Origin of the sequence: Cupriavidus basilensis (genome assembly GCF_029335485.1) — a bacterium.
GTDB lineage: Bacteria > Pseudomonadota > Gammaproteobacteria > Burkholderiales > Burkholderiaceae > Cupriavidus > Cupriavidus basilensis_E.
Window position 1 is genome coordinate 1 of record NZ_JARJLM010000096.1, and the last position, 17627, is coordinate 17627.

The 17627-nt window shown below is 63.8% G+C and carries 16 protein-coding genes; 3 read left to right on the forward strand and 13 right to left on the reverse strand.

Annotated elements, in window-relative coordinates; translation table 11 throughout:
• Positions 1 to 1059: 1059 nt before the first annotated feature.
• The 3 genes from P3W85_RS05700 to P3W85_RS05710 all read right to left on the reverse strand — a co-directional run bounded on the left by P3W85_RS05700 (position 1060) and on the right by P3W85_RS05710 (position 3984).
• Positions 1060 to 1272, reverse strand: coding sequence for a hypothetical protein (locus P3W85_RS05700; protein ID WP_276264052.1), 213 nt, complete (start codon positions 1270 to 1272; stop codon positions 1060 to 1062).
• 955 nt (positions 1273 to 2227) lie between these two features.
• Positions 2228 to 3241 (reverse strand): tRNA dihydrouridine(20/20a) synthase DusA, encoded by a 1014-nt coding sequence (gene dusA / locus P3W85_RS05705; protein WP_276264053.1) that lies wholly within the window; start codon positions 3239 to 3241, stop codon positions 2228 to 2230.
• A 542-nt stretch (positions 3242 to 3783) separates the two neighbouring features.
• On the reverse strand, positions 3784 to 3984 hold the full coding sequence (locus P3W85_RS05710) for a hypothetical protein (RefSeq protein ID WP_276264054.1): 201 nt from the start codon (positions 3982 to 3984) through the stop codon (positions 3784 to 3786).
• A 347-nt stretch (positions 3985 to 4331) separates the two neighbouring features.
• On the opposite strand from P3W85_RS05710, the gene P3W85_RS05715 reads away from it, so the two are divergent.
• The gene (locus P3W85_RS05715; RefSeq protein WP_276264055.1) at positions 4332 to 4790 is read left to right on the forward strand and encodes a hypothetical protein; all 459 of its coding nucleotides are present in this window, start codon (positions 4332 to 4334) and stop codon (positions 4788 to 4790) included.
• 277 nt (positions 4791 to 5067) lie between these two features.
• Here the strand turns inward: P3W85_RS05715 and P3W85_RS05720 are convergent, their stop codons facing one another.
• The 5 genes from P3W85_RS05720 to P3W85_RS05740 all read right to left on the reverse strand — a co-directional run bounded on the left by P3W85_RS05720 (position 5068) and on the right by P3W85_RS05740 (position 6734).
• Complete coding sequence (locus P3W85_RS05720; protein WP_276264056.1) at positions 5068 to 5280, reverse strand: hypothetical protein; 213 nt, start codon at positions 5278 to 5280, stop codon at positions 5068 to 5070.
• A gap of 148 nt (positions 5281 to 5428) precedes the next feature.
• Positions 5429 to 5650, reverse strand: a complete 222-nt coding sequence (locus tag P3W85_RS05725) for a hypothetical protein (protein ID WP_276264057.1) — start codon at positions 5648 to 5650, stop codon at positions 5429 to 5431.
• A 112-nt stretch (positions 5651 to 5762) separates the two neighbouring features.
• Positions 5763 to 5984: a hypothetical protein gene (locus P3W85_RS05730; protein ID WP_276264058.1), complete on the reverse strand. Its 222-nt coding sequence runs from the start codon at positions 5982 to 5984 to the stop codon at positions 5763 to 5765.
• Between the two features lie 55 nt (positions 5985 to 6039).
• Entirely contained in the window at positions 6040 to 6543 is a 504-nt protein-coding gene (locus tag P3W85_RS05735; protein WP_276264059.1) for a lecithin retinol acyltransferase family protein, read from the reverse strand.
• Positions 6540 to 6734 (reverse strand): hypothetical protein, encoded by a 195-nt coding sequence (locus P3W85_RS05740; RefSeq protein WP_276264060.1) that lies wholly within the window; start codon positions 6732 to 6734, stop codon positions 6540 to 6542. Before P3W85_RS05740 ends, P3W85_RS05735 begins: the two co-directional genes overlap by 4 nt.
• Positions 6735 to 7133: 399 nt before the next feature.
• Between P3W85_RS05740 and P3W85_RS05745 the strand changes: the two genes are divergently transcribed.
• Both P3W85_RS05745 and P3W85_RS05750 read left to right on the forward strand, forming a co-directional pair.
• Complete coding sequence (locus P3W85_RS05745; RefSeq protein ID WP_017227023.1) at positions 7134 to 7421, forward strand: hypothetical protein; 288 nt, start codon at positions 7134 to 7136, stop codon at positions 7419 to 7421.
• Positions 7422 to 7546: 125 nt separating this feature from the next.
• On the forward strand, positions 7547 to 8317 hold the full coding sequence (locus P3W85_RS05750) for a PP2C family protein-serine/threonine phosphatase (RefSeq protein WP_035811869.1): 771 nt from the start codon (positions 7547 to 7549) through the stop codon (positions 8315 to 8317).
• Positions 8318 to 8359: 42 nt separating this feature from the next.
• Here P3W85_RS05750 and P3W85_RS05755 read toward each other — a convergent pair whose 3' ends face one another.
• The 5 genes from P3W85_RS05755 to P3W85_RS05775 form a co-directional block, all read right to left on the reverse strand.
• Positions 8360 to 9664 (reverse strand): sigma-54 interaction domain-containing protein, encoded by a 1305-nt coding sequence (locus P3W85_RS05755; RefSeq protein WP_276264061.1) that lies wholly within the window; start codon positions 9662 to 9664, stop codon positions 8360 to 8362.
• Between the two features lie 109 nt (positions 9665 to 9773).
• Positions 9774 to 12833, reverse strand: coding sequence for a peptidase domain-containing ABC transporter (locus P3W85_RS05760; RefSeq protein ID WP_276264062.1), 3060 nt, complete (start codon positions 12831 to 12833; stop codon positions 9774 to 9776).
• Between the two features lie 19 nt (positions 12834 to 12852).
• Positions 12853 to 13605: a peptidylprolyl isomerase gene (locus P3W85_RS05765; protein ID WP_276264063.1), complete on the reverse strand. Its 753-nt coding sequence runs from the start codon at positions 13603 to 13605 to the stop codon at positions 12853 to 12855.
• Positions 13606 to 13719: 114 nt separating this feature from the next.
• Positions 13720 to 15102, reverse strand: a complete 1383-nt coding sequence (locus P3W85_RS05770) for an HlyD family efflux transporter periplasmic adaptor subunit (protein ID WP_017227017.1) — start codon at positions 15100 to 15102, stop codon at positions 13720 to 13722.
• On the reverse strand, positions 15071 to 17627 hold a 2557-nt coding region (locus P3W85_RS05775), incomplete at its 5' end, for an FHA domain-containing protein (protein ID WP_276264064.1). The genes P3W85_RS05770 and P3W85_RS05775, both read right to left, overlap by 32 nt.

The window sequence follows — 17627 nt, forward strand, 5'->3', positions numbered from 1 at the left end:
ATCGTTTCGTCAACAGGTTTCGCAAACTTTCTTTGCTGCGGCCGGCGCCTGAACACGGCTCGCCAACCTCCCCTGCCAACCCCCGCAACCCTTGTCCCGTCTGCGCTGCAGCGGTCTTTGTGTGGCGAAGGGGGCGAATCTTAAGGGACTCCGCCGGTCCTGGCAAGGCTTTTCCGAAATGATCCTTGCAGGCACCTCCAGGTGCTCTATAAGCATCACGGAGACCTGCATAGGGAGGAGCCATCCACCCGCGCCCGCCTCAATCTTGACCGTATGCCTGCAACACCACGATGTTGAGCTTATGCATCTTGATGCATAGCTATCATAGCCCCCGTGACTTGGCTGCACCCTTGTCCTGCAGCAAGGTGTCGAGGATGGTGGGAACGATCGACCAGGAGACGCCGAGCCACATCTAAAAATATAGATATCGACACAGGAAAGAAGAACCGGCTCAAGAGTTCAGAAGCCCTCGCCGAACAGTTCAGCGATGACTTCCACTAGGCGAATCGGCGTTTCCCGCCGCTCCACGCCGCGAGCAGCAGAGACAGGCAATAGCGACTAGCGCGCCAATCGCCAACGCGCCGACTGCCACCGCCGTGGCGGCGCACTCGCTAACGGAACAATCCCCATTCAAGTCGCACTTTGCCATAGCTACCTCCCGTGCCCGATGCAAGGAAACCTTGACGACTCCATGCTAGAGCAAAGCCGGGAGAGAACAAAGCATCAACCGCCCCGAGCCCAGGCCCAGGGGCTACGACACACCAGATCACAACCGGAAGCCCGACGCCACAAGAGAGTTTTGCCAGCTATGCAGCAGCCGGCTTGTCGCCGGCGGATTCGGTACCCAGCACCCAACGCAGGACATCGTCGGCTATGACGCCCTCGCCGCAGGCAGGACATAGCCACACTTGCACGGCACGCAGAGGGCCACCACGCCCTCCCTGAGCAAGGATATCGGAGAGGGCAAGCGTGACGGGGTACAGCGAAGCACGATGGCAGCAAGGGCAGATCAGCACCGGAGCGGTTGGCGCGGTCATCGGAGATTTGCCAGCAACGGAGCTATCGCCGGTGGCGCAGGTGTTCGCTGGCCACGGCATCGAGATACAGCCAGCCGCCCGGAACGATCGCGGCGAGGAAGATAACACCCTGGGTCGTGCCATCGAAGCCCATCCACCGGGCCGCAAACATACCGGCAGGCGCGATCAAGAGCAATGCGCGACACAGGATTAGCCTGCGCTTCCCTTGCAAGTAACGGGCCTCTGCCAGATGCATGATCCCCTCCAACGCCATCGATCACATTGCCAAGCCACCATGCGCGCCTGCCTCGGATAGGAAAACCAATGGCGGCCGGGACTGCTGACAAGCGTAGACCGCGGAAGCGCGCAAGACTGCAAACAATTGCATCCGCCACCAGTCGCACGAGCGACAGACGGGATCGCGTCCATCGCTCGCATCAACTGCCGCCCTGCCCGATCATCTTCCGGCTAGCCGCCGGGAACACTGCGCCTGCCGCATCAGCGACGATTGCAATCTCCTAGGAACCAAACCCGGACGCAACAACTCAATACTCAACACAGCGATACTAAGCGGCCCGATTAGAAGGAAACCATGACACAAACTTTGTGGAGCTTGACGGCAAGCTGCGCGCTCCTGGCAATCCTCGGCGGGTGTGCCAACCCAGGCAACGATGGCCGGGAGTCGAGCATCACGGCCTACGGCACCGTCGACGCAGGCGTCTCACGCACGATCGATAAGTGAGACCGCTCATGAAAAAAAGAGCCCGCTTCGCGGGCCCTTGAATTAGCGATCTCAAATGCCCTGAAGGCATCGTTAATCTATCTGTCATTTGCCATCCGTACCATCCGGGTAAACAGAGGGCGGCCGATGGAAGCAAATCAGCCATGGAAATCGCCCACGCATGCCCCCCCCTATCACCGGATGACCCGCGACAACAGCCATCCAGGCAAAAAAAAGCCCGCACAAGGCGGGCTTAATAATCAGTTGAAGAAAACCCTGTATTCGAGGGCAGGCACAGTGTAAGAAGTTGTGGCCGGCTTGACTAATTAGGGGAATCCCTTTGCCATAGCGGGAAAGCGGTTCGCCGGTCCGCACAAGTGCGCGCAGCGCCCCGCCACGGCCCAAGCGCACAAAAACAGTATTCGAAGTTAGAGGAAAAGCTCCAGCCGGGATGTCCGGCACCCCGAATCCACCCTTCCTGCCGTGGCGCTCAAGCCACTTCGAGGGGTTGCTCGCCGCCCGGTTGCAAGTGCGCGCGTGCCTCCTCAAACAAGGCATCGACCGCCGCACGCGTACGCGCCGCGTGCATGCGGCGCGCGTCCGACAATACCCGCCTCCAGCCCCTGCCGCCGTGGATGCCGCGATGCAGGCCCAGCATATGGCGAGTGACGGCTCCCATATAGCCCCCTTGCTCGACAACTTCGCCGATATAGCGCTGCATTGCCAGCTCAACCGCCTGCCGCGAAGGCACGGGCGTCTGCGCGCCATAGAAACGCACATCCATGTCCGCCAGCACATATGGCTGGTGATAGGCCTCGCGCCCGATCATCACGCCATCGACGTGCGTCAGGTGCTCGTCCATCTCGTCATGCGTGACAATGCCCCCGTTGATCAGGATTTCCAGTTGCGGGAATTCCTGCTTGAGCTGGTATGCCACTTCGTAGCGCAGCGGCGGAATCTCGCGATTCTCCTTAGGACTCAGACCTTTCAGGATCGCGTTGCGCGCATGGACAATAAAGGTCTTGCAGCCCGCTTCAGCTATGGTACCCACGAAATCACGGACGAAATCATAGTGATCGATGGTATCGATGCCGATACGATGCTTCACTGTCACCGGAATCGATACTGCATCGCGCATCGCCTTCACGCAATCCGCCACCAGGGCAGGTTCCGCCATCAGGCAAGCGCCAAAGGCACCTCGCTGCACACGCTCGGAAGGGCATCCGCAATTCAGATTGACCTCGACATAGCCCCACTGCTCTCCCAGCTTCGCCGCTGCGGCGAGGTCAGCAGGCTCGCTTCCGCCAAGTTGCAGCGCCACGGGCTGTTCCGCCGCATCGAAATCGAGGTGGCGCGCCACGTCGCCATGGAGCAGAGCGCCGGTGGTCACCATCTCCGTGTACAGCCATGCATGGCGGCTCAACTGCCGGTGAAACATGCGGCAGTGGCGATCAGTCCAATCCATCATCGGTGCAACCGAGATGCGGCGAGGGGTTGAATTCATTGGAAAACGGCTTGGGTACTGGGTTCTACGGTTGTTTCTAGTCTGCCTTGTTTCCGCTCACTCTTGACTGCTTGGGCCTGTTTATGCACCCAAGTGCTACGGCGTAGCACTGGCATACCCCAGGTAGCACCGGCATCATGGAACAATCACGCAGCGCGAGCGAAAGGACGAGAGTATAGGTTACACCGCCAATATCCGCCTGTATGAGAGTGGCAAGCTCGTGTACACAGAGCGGCCGCTGACAGGCAACCGGGATATCTCCCGATTACCCAGGGCCTGGGAGTGCAGCCGCAGACGGCCGGCAGCCACCTGGCGCACCGCGCCTCGATCTTTGCCATCACACGCCTGGGGTTACCCGCTGGGCCAGATTCCAATGGATGAGCCCGTGCCGCTGGGCGGGTTGCCCCGCGATCGCCGCCGCGTTGTTGGTGATCCACACGATTAAGGCCGGCGCTGGCGCGCCGGAAGAAGCACGGGCCGGACCCGTACGCCTGGCTTCGCCGACGAAGCCTCGGCAGAATCAACGCATAGGCGAATTGGAATCAGCAGCGGCCCTTCTTGGCTTGCCCTGGAGGGCAGAACGACTCGTTGTCGTACTGATCAACCCGGCAATTGCCTTTCTTCGCTTGGCCAGGAGGGCAGCCGTTGCCTCGATCGCCACGGTATCCGTCATCGTAGGGAGCTACCACACAGCCACTGAGCAACGCGCCGCAGGCAACAAACAATGCGAGAAGGGATTTCATGACATTATCCAGATCGGAGAAGGTGATTCGCACGAAGCATACCGGCTCGGCAAGCTGCTGATTGCAAACAAAGGTGCCTCAGCGGCGGAGGTATCTCCACGATCTGCCGCGAAACCAAGACATTCGGATTCTGCCGCAGCCTGCGCGGTGACGCCAAGGGCTTCAGGAAGGGCTCCTTCCAGGCAGCGAGGTGGACATGCTTGCGGCCTGACACCGTATCTGCGGCATCGACATGGGCGTCGCCACCGCCCCGCACCTGCGCCCGCGGACAAACGAACCCCCTCAGTTGGGGGTTCTGACCCCAGTATCGAGGATAGATACTGTCCCCAACAGGACAGGGGAGAAGCATGAGCGATTCGGCGGATACATCCGGGTCAACCGAGGCACAGGCTGACGCGATTCAGGAGGCCGAGGAAAAATTCGAGCATGCGGCTAGAGGCGCCAGGAACGAGCTTCAGCAGGCCAACGAGGAGGCCGAGTCACAGTTCTACGCGGCGCTGAGAAACGCGGCGCCGAAGGATCCCCAAGTGATCGCGAGCGCGCAGGCACGCCTCGCCCGGGCACTCGCCGACTCCAGGGAAGCATATCGCCTGGCAATTGCAAAGGCTGAAGGTGCGCGCATTCAGGCATTGGCAATCATAACGGCGCGGACCTGCAACCGGGCGCAGCTTGACACCGAGAGCCCCTTGAGTGGCCTGGTCAGGCGGTTAGCCAGACAGCTTGCCGCTGAGCGCGCTCTTCGCCTCTCTCCCAGCCCCGGCGCCGATGACACCACGCCGCCCACAAAGAAACGTCCCCCGCCGTAGGCAACCGCTCCCCCACAGGCTCAAACAGGCCTCGACGCAGCGGACGGCACCACAGCGAAGCGAAAGACCGGCGCAGCCGGACCGCCAAGACGAGCGCGTTCATCGCCCTGCTCCCGGTACCGGGCCCGCTCATCTGCGCCTGGATTCCGGCGATACGCCCACGCTCTATCCGGCGACGCGTGACAGACTCATACCGATGAATGCGCTGCCCCTTGCATCGAAGGGCCTGGGCCCGGGACCGGCGCCAGCAAGCGCGCGCTTGCCGGGCCGTGGAGGCTCAGTACTGGTCCCGCCCGCCGCCCGGCCCTCGATTGTGGTCATCGCCAGAATCCCGGCGATCGCCCCGGCCACCCTGGTCCCTGTCGCGGCTCTCCCGCGCGTCGCCGCCGTAGTACCCGCCGCCACCACGATGCTCGCCACCATAGGGAGCGACCACACAGCCGCCGAGCAGCACGGTAACAATGGCAAGCAGTGCAAGTGTGGGCTTCATGAGTCTCTCCGATCAAGGATGCGCCTCCGATCAGCATAGGCACGGCACCATTCGGCAAATGTAAGCAATGGTTTCCAGCAGAATGCGGCTGGTGTGCGCGGGCAGGCTCTCAGGGGGCAATGGCAAACGGCGCCCGATCGAACTGCGGCTAGTTCACCTGTCCGGCGTCAATCGTGCGCATGGCGGCGGCTTCAGCGAGGGCAATGGCGGCTTCGGCCGTCTCGGCAATGCCCGCCTCCTCCGCAAACGAAGGCTGCGAGGCTTCGCCGAAAGCGTCAGCGATGACGACCATCGCCGTAAACCCACCGGCGGCCGAAGGCACCGCGCGGGCCACTATGGCGTAGCCGCCATATTCGAATTGTCGCTCCATGCTGCAACTCCTCTTCGGTGTGCCTGAGGTCATCATAGATGGACAGATCCGTGCATGGCCAGATTCGGACGCCTATCCCTCCATAAGGATATGGCTCGTTGCGTTTTCAGCCTCAGCCCAGCCTGAGCGACGGCGGGAACACGCACCAGCATCCGTCGTCGTGGCGGAAGAAGAACATCGATACCGGCCCCGAGGAACGTGCCACGTCCACCCGCACGCAGCCGCCGCGGCAAGTCAGCGAGCGGCGCAAGCGCGTGATGCGCGCGGGGGCCGCGAGGTTCGACCCCAGCCATTTGTCGATCAGCCTGCGCAGGGATATTCCGCTCGCTTGCATGTCAGTCTCCTTTGCTTCCTTGGCGCTGCCTTTGTCCCGCGAAGGGGCGCCGTGCCTATGCAGTGCTGGCACCGAAGTGCCCGCCCTTCCATTCGGATTCGAAAAAAGTCCTGAGCAGGTTGGCCAGGGTGTGCACGGCCCTGGAGGGATGGTGCAGGCACGCTTCCACCTGCTCGCTGCGGCTTTCGCCAAACAGGCACCATGTGCAGAAGTGCTCGCAGTTGTTGGTGAGCAGGCGGTAATTGTCTTCGCCGAGGCGGGAGCATGCGCGCGCCACCGCTTCGAGACCGGCATACCTCGCGCAGGGATTGGCCTTCACGCTGACCGGCTGGCCAACCGCGAAGGCGTCCAGCGTGATCTCCTCCACCGGGCCGCGATGCAATGATCCGGCAAACCCGGCGTAGTGAACCACCTTGCCTGCGCCAATGTAGATGCCATGATGGGCGTAGCCACGGCGCTCCGTGATCAGGTGTGCTCCCAGCGGCAGGCCTGTGCCAATGGCATCGGCGCCTTGCCGCGGGTTGGCCTGCGCATGGCCTTGTTGTTCTTGGTGGTTCATGGCTGCCTCTGATCTGTTTGCTTGCCGCAGGCAATGCCCGCTTCGTTGCCATCCATGCGCATCAACCGTGCCATGCGCCACAGTCCCAGGCGCGACAAAGGATTGCAGGCAGCATTGCCCGCCTGGGCCGGGGAAACCGTTGCAGCACCACCAACAGCAGGCCATTCAATGTGTTGGTCCAGCGCCGCCATCAGGCCGCGAACTGCATGGCGCCACGGCATTGCAGCGGACCCATTGACTACGTGTATCGGGGAAGCAGCATGAACAAGAGCGCTGCAACTGTGCCCCGAACCAGGGGGCACGCAGCGAGCGGCAACGTCTCCGTCCGCCGGACCCAAAAAGGATGGTCTGCGGCCACCATACGGCTCGGCGCTGTTGGCGAGACGCCAACGGTGCCGGCGATAGGACAGCACGCGGTCGGCCGGATTTTGCCTGGCACGCGACGCGAGGCCAGCAAAATCAGGCACTTGCGCCGATGCATGAGAATCGGCCGACCGCTGGCATGCGCTTTGCTCCATGCAAGCATGGCGACAAGCCACCGACCGGACCGAAGACGGCCCGAATCCCATTCCACGCACTGGAGACCGATCATGGCGGCGCTCACCATCAAAGACCTCTACGCCAACCGCACGCTGGACGGGCAGGCTATGGCCGCCATCCGTGGCGGCGGCGCCCCCTGGGTGTTCGGCTGGATTCAGCCCTACGCCCCGGCAACGCCGAGTGTCGGCCCCTCCGTCAACTTTTACGAGATCAACAACAGCTTCTATGCTGATCAGATGGTTAACCAGTTCCAGAACATCGACGTTCGCAATACGGCGCCTGGCGCGAACATCAATGTGCAAGCGGGACAGGGGGCAAGGAACAACGGACGGATGTAAGCTGGCCACGCGCAATCAGCGCGGCCCCCTGCACAGTCCGGCCACGCACCGGCCGCCACGCCGGCGTTTCCCGCGCCGCGGCATGGCGGCCGTGCGCCCTGCTCGCCCGAATACCGGAGATGATCGTGACCTGTGCATCGCAATTCCGCTGGACCTCGGCGGCTCGCTCCGATGTCGGCCTGGTAAGGGAGCGCAATGAAGATGCCTGCCTCGCGCAACCCGAGCGCGGACTGTGGGCCGTGGCCGACGGCATGGGCGGCCACGCAGTGGGCGACTATGCCAGCAATCTCGTCGTGGAAATGCTGGCCAGGCTGGGCCCGCCCCGCAGCGTCGAGACCCTGCTGGACGATGCACGAACCGCCTTGCAGGACGCCAACCGGGAACTTCTCGCGGAAGCGGCGCGCCGCCAGGTGCGCCGCATCGGCAGCACCGTGGTGGTGCTGATGGCCTGCGAACGCTTCTGCGGCTGCCTCTGGGCAGGCGACAGCCGTATCTATCTTTACCGCGACGCGCACCTGACACAGCTAACCCGGGACCACAGCCGAGTGGAAGAGCTCAAGGCACGCGGCCTGATCACGGCGGAGGAAGCCGTTCATCATCCGGCGCACAACACCATCACCCGCGCCGTGGGCGCAAATGCCACGCTGGACGTGGACCAGACCTGGGTCGAAGTGGCCGATGCCGACATCTTCCTGCTCTGCAGCGACGGGCTCAGCAATGAACTGAGGGATCCGGAGATCGCCAGCATACTGGCCTGCGGCGATTGCGAACTGGCTGCCCAGGCCCTGGTGACGGCGGCGCTGGGCCGGGGTGGCCACGACAATATCTCTGTGGTGGTGGCGCGGGCGGAAGACCTCTACAGCGCCGACAAGACCATGGTCAATCCAGCGCTGTAGCGCCCAGCGCGCCTGCGCAAGGCACGCTGGGCGCGAAACCGTCTATCTCGCCTTGCCGCCCTGTGCAGTACCCTGGTTGCGAAAGTCCTTGGAATGGATGCCGTGCTTCTTCAACAGCATCTGCAGGTGGGATCGATTCATATCGAAGCGCCTGGCCAGTTCCGCCACGGTGCCGCCCACTTCCAGCAACCCGCGCTCCAGGAATGCGCGCTCGGCTTCATCGCTGGCGGCGCGCTTGGCTTCGCTGAGCGAAGCGGCCGTCGACGCATCGGCCCCGCCGGGCGGCGAGCCGCCTGCCGCCATGGCGGGCGCTGCGGACTTGGGCCGCAGATCCTGCGGCAGGTGTTCGAGATCGGCCGTGTCACCGGCCAGGCAGGAGATCCGGTACATCAGGTTGCGCAGCTCGCGGATATTTCCGGGATAAGCGTAGTTCATCAGGAAATCCCGCAGGCGTGGCGTCAGCTTGACGGGACGGCGCTTCAGCGCACCGGCCGCCTCGTCGCCGAAATACGCCACCAGCAGGCCGATCTCGTCGCGCCGCTCGCGCAGCGGCGGCAGCGTGACGTGGATCACGCTGAGCCGGTAGAACAGGTCCTCGCGAAACCTGCCCTCATCGCTCAGGCGCCGCAGGTCCCGGTTGGTGGCCGCGACGATGCGCGTGTCGACCGATATGGTCTCGTCGGAGCCGACCCGCTGGATCTCGTGCGACTCCAGCACGCGCAGCAGCTTGACCTGCCCGGTCAGCGGCAGCTCGCCAATCTCGTCGAGGAAGATGGTGCCGGTATGCGCGCTCTCGAACTTGCCCCGGCGATCGGCAGACGCGCCGGTGAAAGCCCCCTTCTTGTGCCCGAACAGTTCCGACTCGATCAGGTTTTCGGGAATCGCGCCGCAGTTCACCGAGATATAGGGCTTGTCCGTTCGGGACCCATTGGCATGGATCACCTTGGCCATCAACTCCTTGCCGGTACCGCTCTCGCCATCGATCAGCACGGGCAGGTCGGTCGGCGCGGCCTTCTCGGCGATTTCCAGCGCCTCCAGCAGCTTGGGGTTGTCGCCGAAAGTGCCCTCGAAAATAAAGCTGCGCTCCAGCAGGGCCTGGCGGCGCTCCCGTGGCGCAAGGTCGGCCGGGGCCGTCTCGGCCACCGCCGCCTGTACAAAACGCTCCTTGTGCGACAGCTGCATCACTTCGTCGCGCAGCGTTGTCGCCTGCTTGAGCAGTTTCTCGATCTCCGCGCGCTCCAGCCTGGATGCCCAGCGCAGCGTGGAGCGCAGGATCTCGATTTTCTCGATCAGCCCGGCGTAGGAGATGGCGGAGCCGGCAAGGCCGCCCTGGTTGAATAGCTTCATGTCGCGCTCCCTACGCCTTGCGTTACCTCATCGCGTCCCATCGACACGTGCAGGCCCCGGTGCTCCGGGCCGGAAGGAAGCAGGCAGTGCGGCAGCGCTCAAGCCGCGATCAAGCCGCGCTCAGCTGCTTCTGCACCAGCTGGTAGTACATGCCCTTGCGCTCCAGCAGTTCCTCATGCCGCCCCTGCTCGGCGATGGCCCCCTCGTACAGCACCAGGATCTTGTCCGCGCGCATGATGGTGCTCAGGCGGTGCGCGATGATCACGGCCGTGCGGCCGCGCAGGATCTCCTGCATATTGCCGAGGATATTGCTCTCGGACTGGGTATCCAGCGCCGAGGTCGCTTCGTCGAAGACCAGCAGGCGGGGATCGTGATACAGCGCGCGCGCTATGCACAAGCGCTGTATCTGCCCGCCGGACAGTCCCATGCCCCGCTCGCCAACCACTTGCTCATAGCCCAGCGGCAGCTTGCTGATGAACGCGTGGGCATCGGCCATCTTTGCCACTTCCTCGATACGGCGGCGGTCCGGACTATCGTCCCCGCAAGCGATGTTCTCGGCGATGGTGCCCGAGAACAGCAGGTTGCTCTGCATCACGTAGCCAATCTGCGCGCGGTAATACTCCTTGTCGATCACGCCAAGGTCATAGCCGTCCACCGTCACCTTGCCATCGGTAGGCGCATAGAAGCCCACCAGCATCTTGGCCAGGGTGGTCTTTCCCGATCCGCTGCGCCCTACGATGGCCAGCAGTTCGCCCGGCTTGATACTGAAGCTGATGTTCTCGAGCACGTAAGGCGTTTCGTTGCCGCCATAGCGAAAATAGACGCCCTCCAGATTGATCTCGCCTTGCAGGTCCGGCAGCATCACGCGCGACGGCAGGTCCTGCGGCTTCTGCTCCGGATCCAGGTCCAGCACGTCGCCCAGCCGTTCCATGGCCACGCCGGCGTCGTTGAGCTGGCCCCATAGCGCCACCAGCCCCATCAACGGCGCCAGCACACTGCCCATAAAGGCATTGAAGGCGATCAGTTGCCCGATGGTCAGTTCCCGCTGCAGCACCAGGTTGGCCCCAACCCACAGTACGGCAATGGTCGTCGCTGCATTGAGCAACTGGCTGGCCAGCCCGACCAGGATGTGAAAAGCCTGCGCCTTGTACTGCAATTCCAGCGCCTTGGCGTACTTCTTCTCCCACTTCAGGCGCACCGGGCGCTCGATGCCCATGCCTTTCACGGTCTCCACGCCGCTCAGCGTCTCCATCAGGTAGGACCTGGCGTCGGTCGATGTGGTGAACACCTCGCGCGCATAGGCCTTGACCCTGGGCGTTGCAATCACGGTCAAAGCCGCGATGGGGATCACAAAGGCGATCAGCACCAGCGTCATCTTGACGTTGTAGAGAAACATGATGGTGAAGTAGATAAACACCATCAGCAGGTTGAGCGCGGTGGTCACCGTCGACTCGGTCAGGAAGGCGCGGATGGTCTGGTTCTCCTGGAAACGGGCAAAGATATCGCCCGTCTTGCGTTTGGCGAAGAAGGAAAACGGCAGCGACAAGGTGTGCTTGAAGAAGTGCGACATCATCGCAAAATCCATATTGCGCACCATGAAGTTGGCGAGATAGGCCCGCACCGTACTCATCAGCTGCGAGAAGACGCTGGAGACAATCAGCCCCAGGATCAGCAGGTTCAGCAGTCCCACGTTCTGGTGCACCACCACGCCGTCAAGGATGTTCTGGATGATCAGCGGCGGCACTACCCCCAGCACCTGGATCACGAAGGTCGCCAGGAACAGGTGCGCAAGAATCCGCTTGTACGGCGCCAGGTAACCAATGAAGCGCAGCCAGGGCGAGCGCGCCACCGCCAGCTGCGCCATGCTCTCCCCGGAAGTGAAAAGCAGGCAGGTGCCGCTCCACCCGCGCTCGAACTCCTCTGTCCGCATCCTGCGAAAGCCGAGAGCCGGGTCGGCCACCCATACCCAGCGCTTCGACACGCCGTAGACCACCACGTAGTGATAGCCTTCCCAGTGCACGATAAACGGGAGCGCGAAGCCCAGCAGGGAATCGTGCGTGCACTGCACGCCCCGCGTGGTGAAACCGAGCGACTCGCCGGCGCGCGCCAGGCTGTCCAGCGTGGCACCCTGGGTGGTCACGTTGGCCAGTTCCCGCAGCTTGCCCAGCGTCATGGGAATGCCATGATGGCGGCAGATCATGGCCAGGCAGGCGGCTCCGCAATCCATCTCCTCGGCCTGTTCGACCAGGGCGAAACGGCGGATCACCCGCTCGCCGAACTCCGGCTTCGAGCGCAGGTCGAGCATGACGGGACGCTTGCGCCGTTCGGCCATCTTCTTTTGCCGATGCAGCTCGCGGTCGATAAAACGGATCCGCTCCTCCAGCACTTCGCGCAGCTTGGGATTGCGCTCCAGGATCAGCTGCACGGTCTTTTCCGGAATCACCAGCAGCCTGGCATCCGTGCCGGCGATGGCCGAGGCGATCTGCTCCTGCCGCATCACGCAGGCGCGCTCGCCAAAGATGTCGCCCTGGCGCAGCGTCGCCAGCGGATACTCGACGCCCTCCTCGATGCGCACGATGCGCACCTCGCCTTGCCGCACCACGTACAGGCGGCGATCCTCCCGCGCGTCCTGCTTCAGGATTTCCTTGCCGGCCGAGACCCGTTTCACGCCCACGCTGCGCACGGCTTCCTCGAGCTCGCCCTTGTCGAGCTTGCCGCGCAGATCGAACAGACGCGCGACGAAGCCGCCGGCGGAACTGATGGCGACATAGCTGGAGATGAACGCCATGGCGGCCGGATTCTGCGCGAGCATGGCTTCGGTCACGCTGCGCGGGATGAACAGCAGCTCGGTCTTGCCCGAAGAGCGTACCGAGGACTCGTGCCGGTACTCTCGCAGCATGGCGATATCGGCGAAGACTTCGCGCGCCTTGCGCACGCCCAGGCTCACCTCCTTGCCGTTTTCCTCGTTGAAGATGCGCACTGAGCCCGACTTGATGACGAAGAGGCCACCGGCCGGATCTCCCGCGTCGCAGACCGTCTCCCCGAAGCCATAGGACAGTGCTTGCGCATGCTCCGCCAGCCACTCCAGTTCCTCTCGCGAGAACGGCGAGAGTATCTCCACGCCCGACAGGAAATCGGCGAGCGGCTGCAGGTCAGAGCTGGCTTCCATATGCTTCACCCCCCCGCACCTAGCGCGCTTCGATGACGTGTTCCTGCGCCCTGGCCATCAGCCAGTCTTCGCGCAGGCGCCGGCGCACCTCCGCCGCCACATCCGCGTCGAGGACTGCGGGATGCTTGGCACTCACCATGAAGATCTCGAAGAACGATTTGTCCTGCGAGGGAAACGGCCCCAGCAGGTCGCCTTCGGCGGCGTTGAACACTTTGGCTTCGATGTCGGTCTTCAGCGAACCGCGCAGGACTTTGCCGATCGCGCCGCCTTGTTCCTTCGTGTCCGCGATGGAGTGCTCGCGCGCCATCTCGGCGAAACTGCCGGGGTCGTCCCGCAGATAGGAAATCAGCTCCTTGGCCGTGCCTTCGGCATCGACCACGATATGGCTGACCTCGATACTGTCGAACTTCGGCGAATGCAGCTTGAAATAGGTGTCCACCGCCTCGTCGCTGGTCACCTCGGCCAGCATCTTTTCCTGGTAGAGGCTATCGGTGACAAAAACCTCGAACTCATCCAGGCTGACGCCGAGCACGTCCAGGTAATGGTTCATCTCCTTGGCGCGGTGCAAGCCCTGCACGCGGCGAAACTGATCCGCGCGCGCCTGGATCTCGTCCGCCGACACGGCGATGCCCTGCTTCTTCGCCGCGTGCACCGTCAGCTTGTCCCTGACGATCTGCTCGATCAGCCCCTCGAACTGGCCTGTGAGTTTCAGGACCCGGATAAACTCCTCGACGCCGATGACTTCGTCGTCGACCCGCACAATCGCTGTCATCTCGTCTGCTCCTTGATCTTTTTCCCGCTCTTTGCACCACACCCTGCCCGCCGGCGCCCGGCCACCGGCACATCCCCTCGGCCGCCCCGCGCCGCCGCACGCGCCATGCGCATGTCAGCCGGCCACCTGCCGGAACGGATCCAGCCCCAGATCGATCAGGCGGCGCTCGCGCACCACGATCTCCGCCGTGGCGGTCATGCCATAGCGCAACGGATAGCGGTTGCCCGCCACCAGGTAATAGTCCTGCGACAGCCTGACCCGGCCCTCGTACACCGGCTGCTTGTTCTGGCCCGTCAGCTTGGTGGCCGGCGCGATGTAATCGAGCGTGCCGTTGATCAGGCCATAGCGCTGATAGGGAAAGGCATTGAACTTCAGCTTGACCGGCAGGCCCTCGCGCAGGAAAGCGCGATCCCGTTCGGCGATCACGATCTTGAGCACCGGGCGCGCATTCTTTGGCGCGATACCGCCGAGCGGCGCATTCGCCTGGACCTTGTCGCCGCGCTGGGTGGAACTGACATCCGTGATCACCCCGGCCACGGGTGCCAGGATCAGCAGGAAGTTGTCCTTGTCGATATTCTCGAAGCGGATGCGCGCCGCCGCTTCGGCCACCAGCCGCGCCGTCTGCACCTGCAGGCGCAGCTTGTCCTCGGTGTTGCTGATCTCGCGCAGCGCGGCGTCATACTGGATGCGCAGGTTGGTCAACTCCTGGCTGCTGCCTTCGAGCTGCACGGTGGCCTGGTTGAACTCCTGGCTTAGCTTGGAATCCAGCTCGGTGAGCCGCGACTGGGCAATCTGCAGCGCATTCTCCGCCTCGACCGCGGCGATCCGCTTGGACTCCACCTGCGACTGCGAGACACCGCCACCGCCGGGCAGCGCGAACAGGCGCGCATACCTGTCCTGCTCCTGGCGGGCGAAATCGCGGGCGCGGCGCGCGCTGTCCAGGTTGCTGCGCGCCTGCTGCAATTGCGCGCGCTGCTGCTCCGCAAGGCGGGTAGTGCCCTCCGCCGTCCGGGTCTCATGGAGACGCTCGGCCACTTCGATCTGCTGCTTCAGCGCCGCGGCCTTGCGCTCCATCAACAGCTTCTTGTCGGGGAACTGCTTCCACTCGCGCTCGGAATCCTGCAGCTTCAGCTGCGCTTCCAGCGCATTGGTGGCGGCTTCGATCGCGCCACGCGCATTCAGCCGCGCCAGCACATCGTCCTTCGACACCGGTTGGCCCTCCGCCACGTAGAGATCCGCCAGCTCCCCGTCGACGGGTGCGTAGAAGCGCCGTACTTCAGACTCGGGCGCCAGCGTGCCGTCGGCGGTCACGATCACATCCGCATGGCCCACGAAAGCCCACACCAGCGCGCACAGGACCAGCAAGACCATGACCAGCACGGACAGCTGCATCAGCTTCCAGGGCTCCGCGCTGAGAATGGCGATGCCCTCGGCACTGTGATCTTCCAGCGCCTCAGCCAGCGGCTTAAGGCGATTGTCCCGGCCGTCGTCCTTCATCGCCCTCCCCCCCTATCAATGCAAGCTTGGCCTTGAGCAAGGCAGGATTCAGCACCATGCGCAACTCCTGCAAGGAACGCCGCTGCAACGCCGACTCCGAATCGATGTCCGCCTGGACCTGGCTCCACTGCGCCGTATCGCCGACTTTCAGCTGCGCGTAGATCCGCATGCCCTGCCGCGCCTGCGTGCTGGCATTGGACAGCAAGCGCGCCTGCGTGCGGAACTTTGGCGAGATCTCGGATTCGAGCCGCTGCTCGCCGCCGATCGCACCGTCGCGGCGGTATTGGCGCCATGAGGCCAGCGCGCCGTTCATCAGCGTTTGCGCGCGCCTGAGCGCGGCGTCGTGGATAGCCGCCACATCAGGCTCGACCGCCTTGAGGAAATAGCTGTCCTCGGCCGGATCCAGCATGGCGTAGAACGACAGCAGGCGCTCCTCGAAGCCGGGGCCTCCGCGCGCCTTCGGCAGTTCAGCGAACTGCGCGGCCACGGCTTGCCTGCGCGCCAGGTCCCTGACCGCCGCCTCGGCCCAGGGTCCCGTCGTTATCTGCTGCAGCCCGGCAAAGGTCCCGGCACTGTTTCCCGCACGCCAGGCCTTGTCCGCCTCGCCGTATTGCTTTACCACGTCCGGCGGAGGCAGGCGGCCGGCCGCCAGCTCTCGGTAGCGTGCCTGGAACACAGGCGTGGAAAATCCGGGCTTGGCCATTTGTGCCATCACCGGTCCCAGCGTCGGTGCGCGCATTGCCGCGTCCAGTTCAAGGTACTGCCGCAAATCCTGATTGAGCCGCTCGATGCCGCCGAGCCTGGGGTACTTCTCCGCGTAATCTGCCAGCACCGATTGCAGGGCCTGAGGACTATCGCCTGCCAGGCCAGTGGCAAGCGACGCGTTCAGGCGGTCGATGGCCGCCAGATAGACCGAGTCGTCGCTTTGCAACTTGCGCACGTAGCTGAGCGCATCTGCGTACGGCTCCCTGAACTGCGGCACATAGGAAGCGATGCGGTCGAGGGCGCGCTGGTGCGCGGGCGTATCGTCGTTCCAGTGCTTCAGCAAGGCGCGGATGCTGCCTTCGTCGGCGTAGATGCGGATAGGCGCCTCCACGCCACCCCTGCCCGCCACGAATCGATTCAGCCTGCCGATCCAGTCGAGTTCGTCCAGCAGTCCGCGCGCATCGGCATTGTGCGCACCGAGCGCCTTCATGCGTGTCAGCGCCGCTTGCGCGCCGTTGAAGTCGCGCGACTGCAGTTGGGCTATCCATGCCGGCACTTGCGCCCTTAGCAGGGCTTCGGTGCCTGCCGCCTTGAACTGCGTGCTCTCCGGGTGCCGCGCAAGATACGCGTCGGCGACGGCCGCCGCGCGAGCGTAGTTGCCACTCGCCATCAATGCCTTCATCTCGCGTTCGGACGCGCCGCGAAAATACTGCACAAGCAGCAGCATCGCGACGATCGCTGCCAATGCCCCGCCCCAGCGTGCCGCGCGCTTCAGGCTGGCACGCTCGGTCGCGCCGAAACTGCTGCCGAGCCGGCCCATGACGAGTGCGAACCTGCCCTGCGCGCGGGGCCCGTCCTCCGCCTTGCCATCGCCCTCGGGCTGGGGCAAGGCCTCGCGGTTGATTTCATCGTCCTGCTGCGCGTCGTAGTCGACGCAGAAGATATCGAGGAAAGAACCGGCCGCGGCGACGAACGTGGTCTTGTCGGGATCCTGCGCCGGCGCCACTGACACTGACGGCGCGGGTGCCGCCACGCCCTCCACCGGCTGCATGGCGCTTTCCGTCTCGGAGGGCCGCACGACCGGACGACTGGTGACGGTCTCGTCCGCGACTGCCTGACTATGTATGGCGACCCGATAAACAAAGTGATTACCGCCAAACGCAAGCAGATCCCCTTCGCCAAGCGCGACCGCGTGATCCTCCACGCGCTTGCCGTTGACGAAGGTCCCATTGGTACTGCCAAGATCCTCGACGAACGGCTGGCCGCCCTTCAGGAAGACGTGCGCATGACGCCGTGAAACGTAGTTGACCTGATGGGAATAGACATCCTTGTAGCGGGAAAACGTCTCATCGGCCTTGCTGACCAGGAAGGGAAATCCCGTCAGCTCGATCGGCAGCAGCCCGAGATCGCCGCGCTCCGGGCTTAGCGTCAGCACGAGCTGAACCTGGGGTTCGGCCTGCAATGGTGCGCGCGAATGCAGGCACACCCGGTAGCACAGCGCCGCGCCAAAGCGCAGTTCATCCCCGTCGCGCAGCCTTGCCGGTTGCTGCGCCACGGTCTCGCCATTGACCGTGGTGCCATTCTTGCTGCCCAGGTCGGCGACGTAGGCCGCGCCATGCTCGGAGAAGATGCGCGCATGCCGGCGCGACAGCACCGCCGCCACCTCGGCAGGGTATGCGGTAAAAGGCGCTTCCGCGCGCCCCACGGCGAACAGGCTATCGTTGATGCGGATTTCGTCCAGTTCCGGATGCGAGACGGGCACGAGCACGATATCGAACACCTGCCCCACCGTTGCCCGCATCTCGACAATCAGAGCTTCG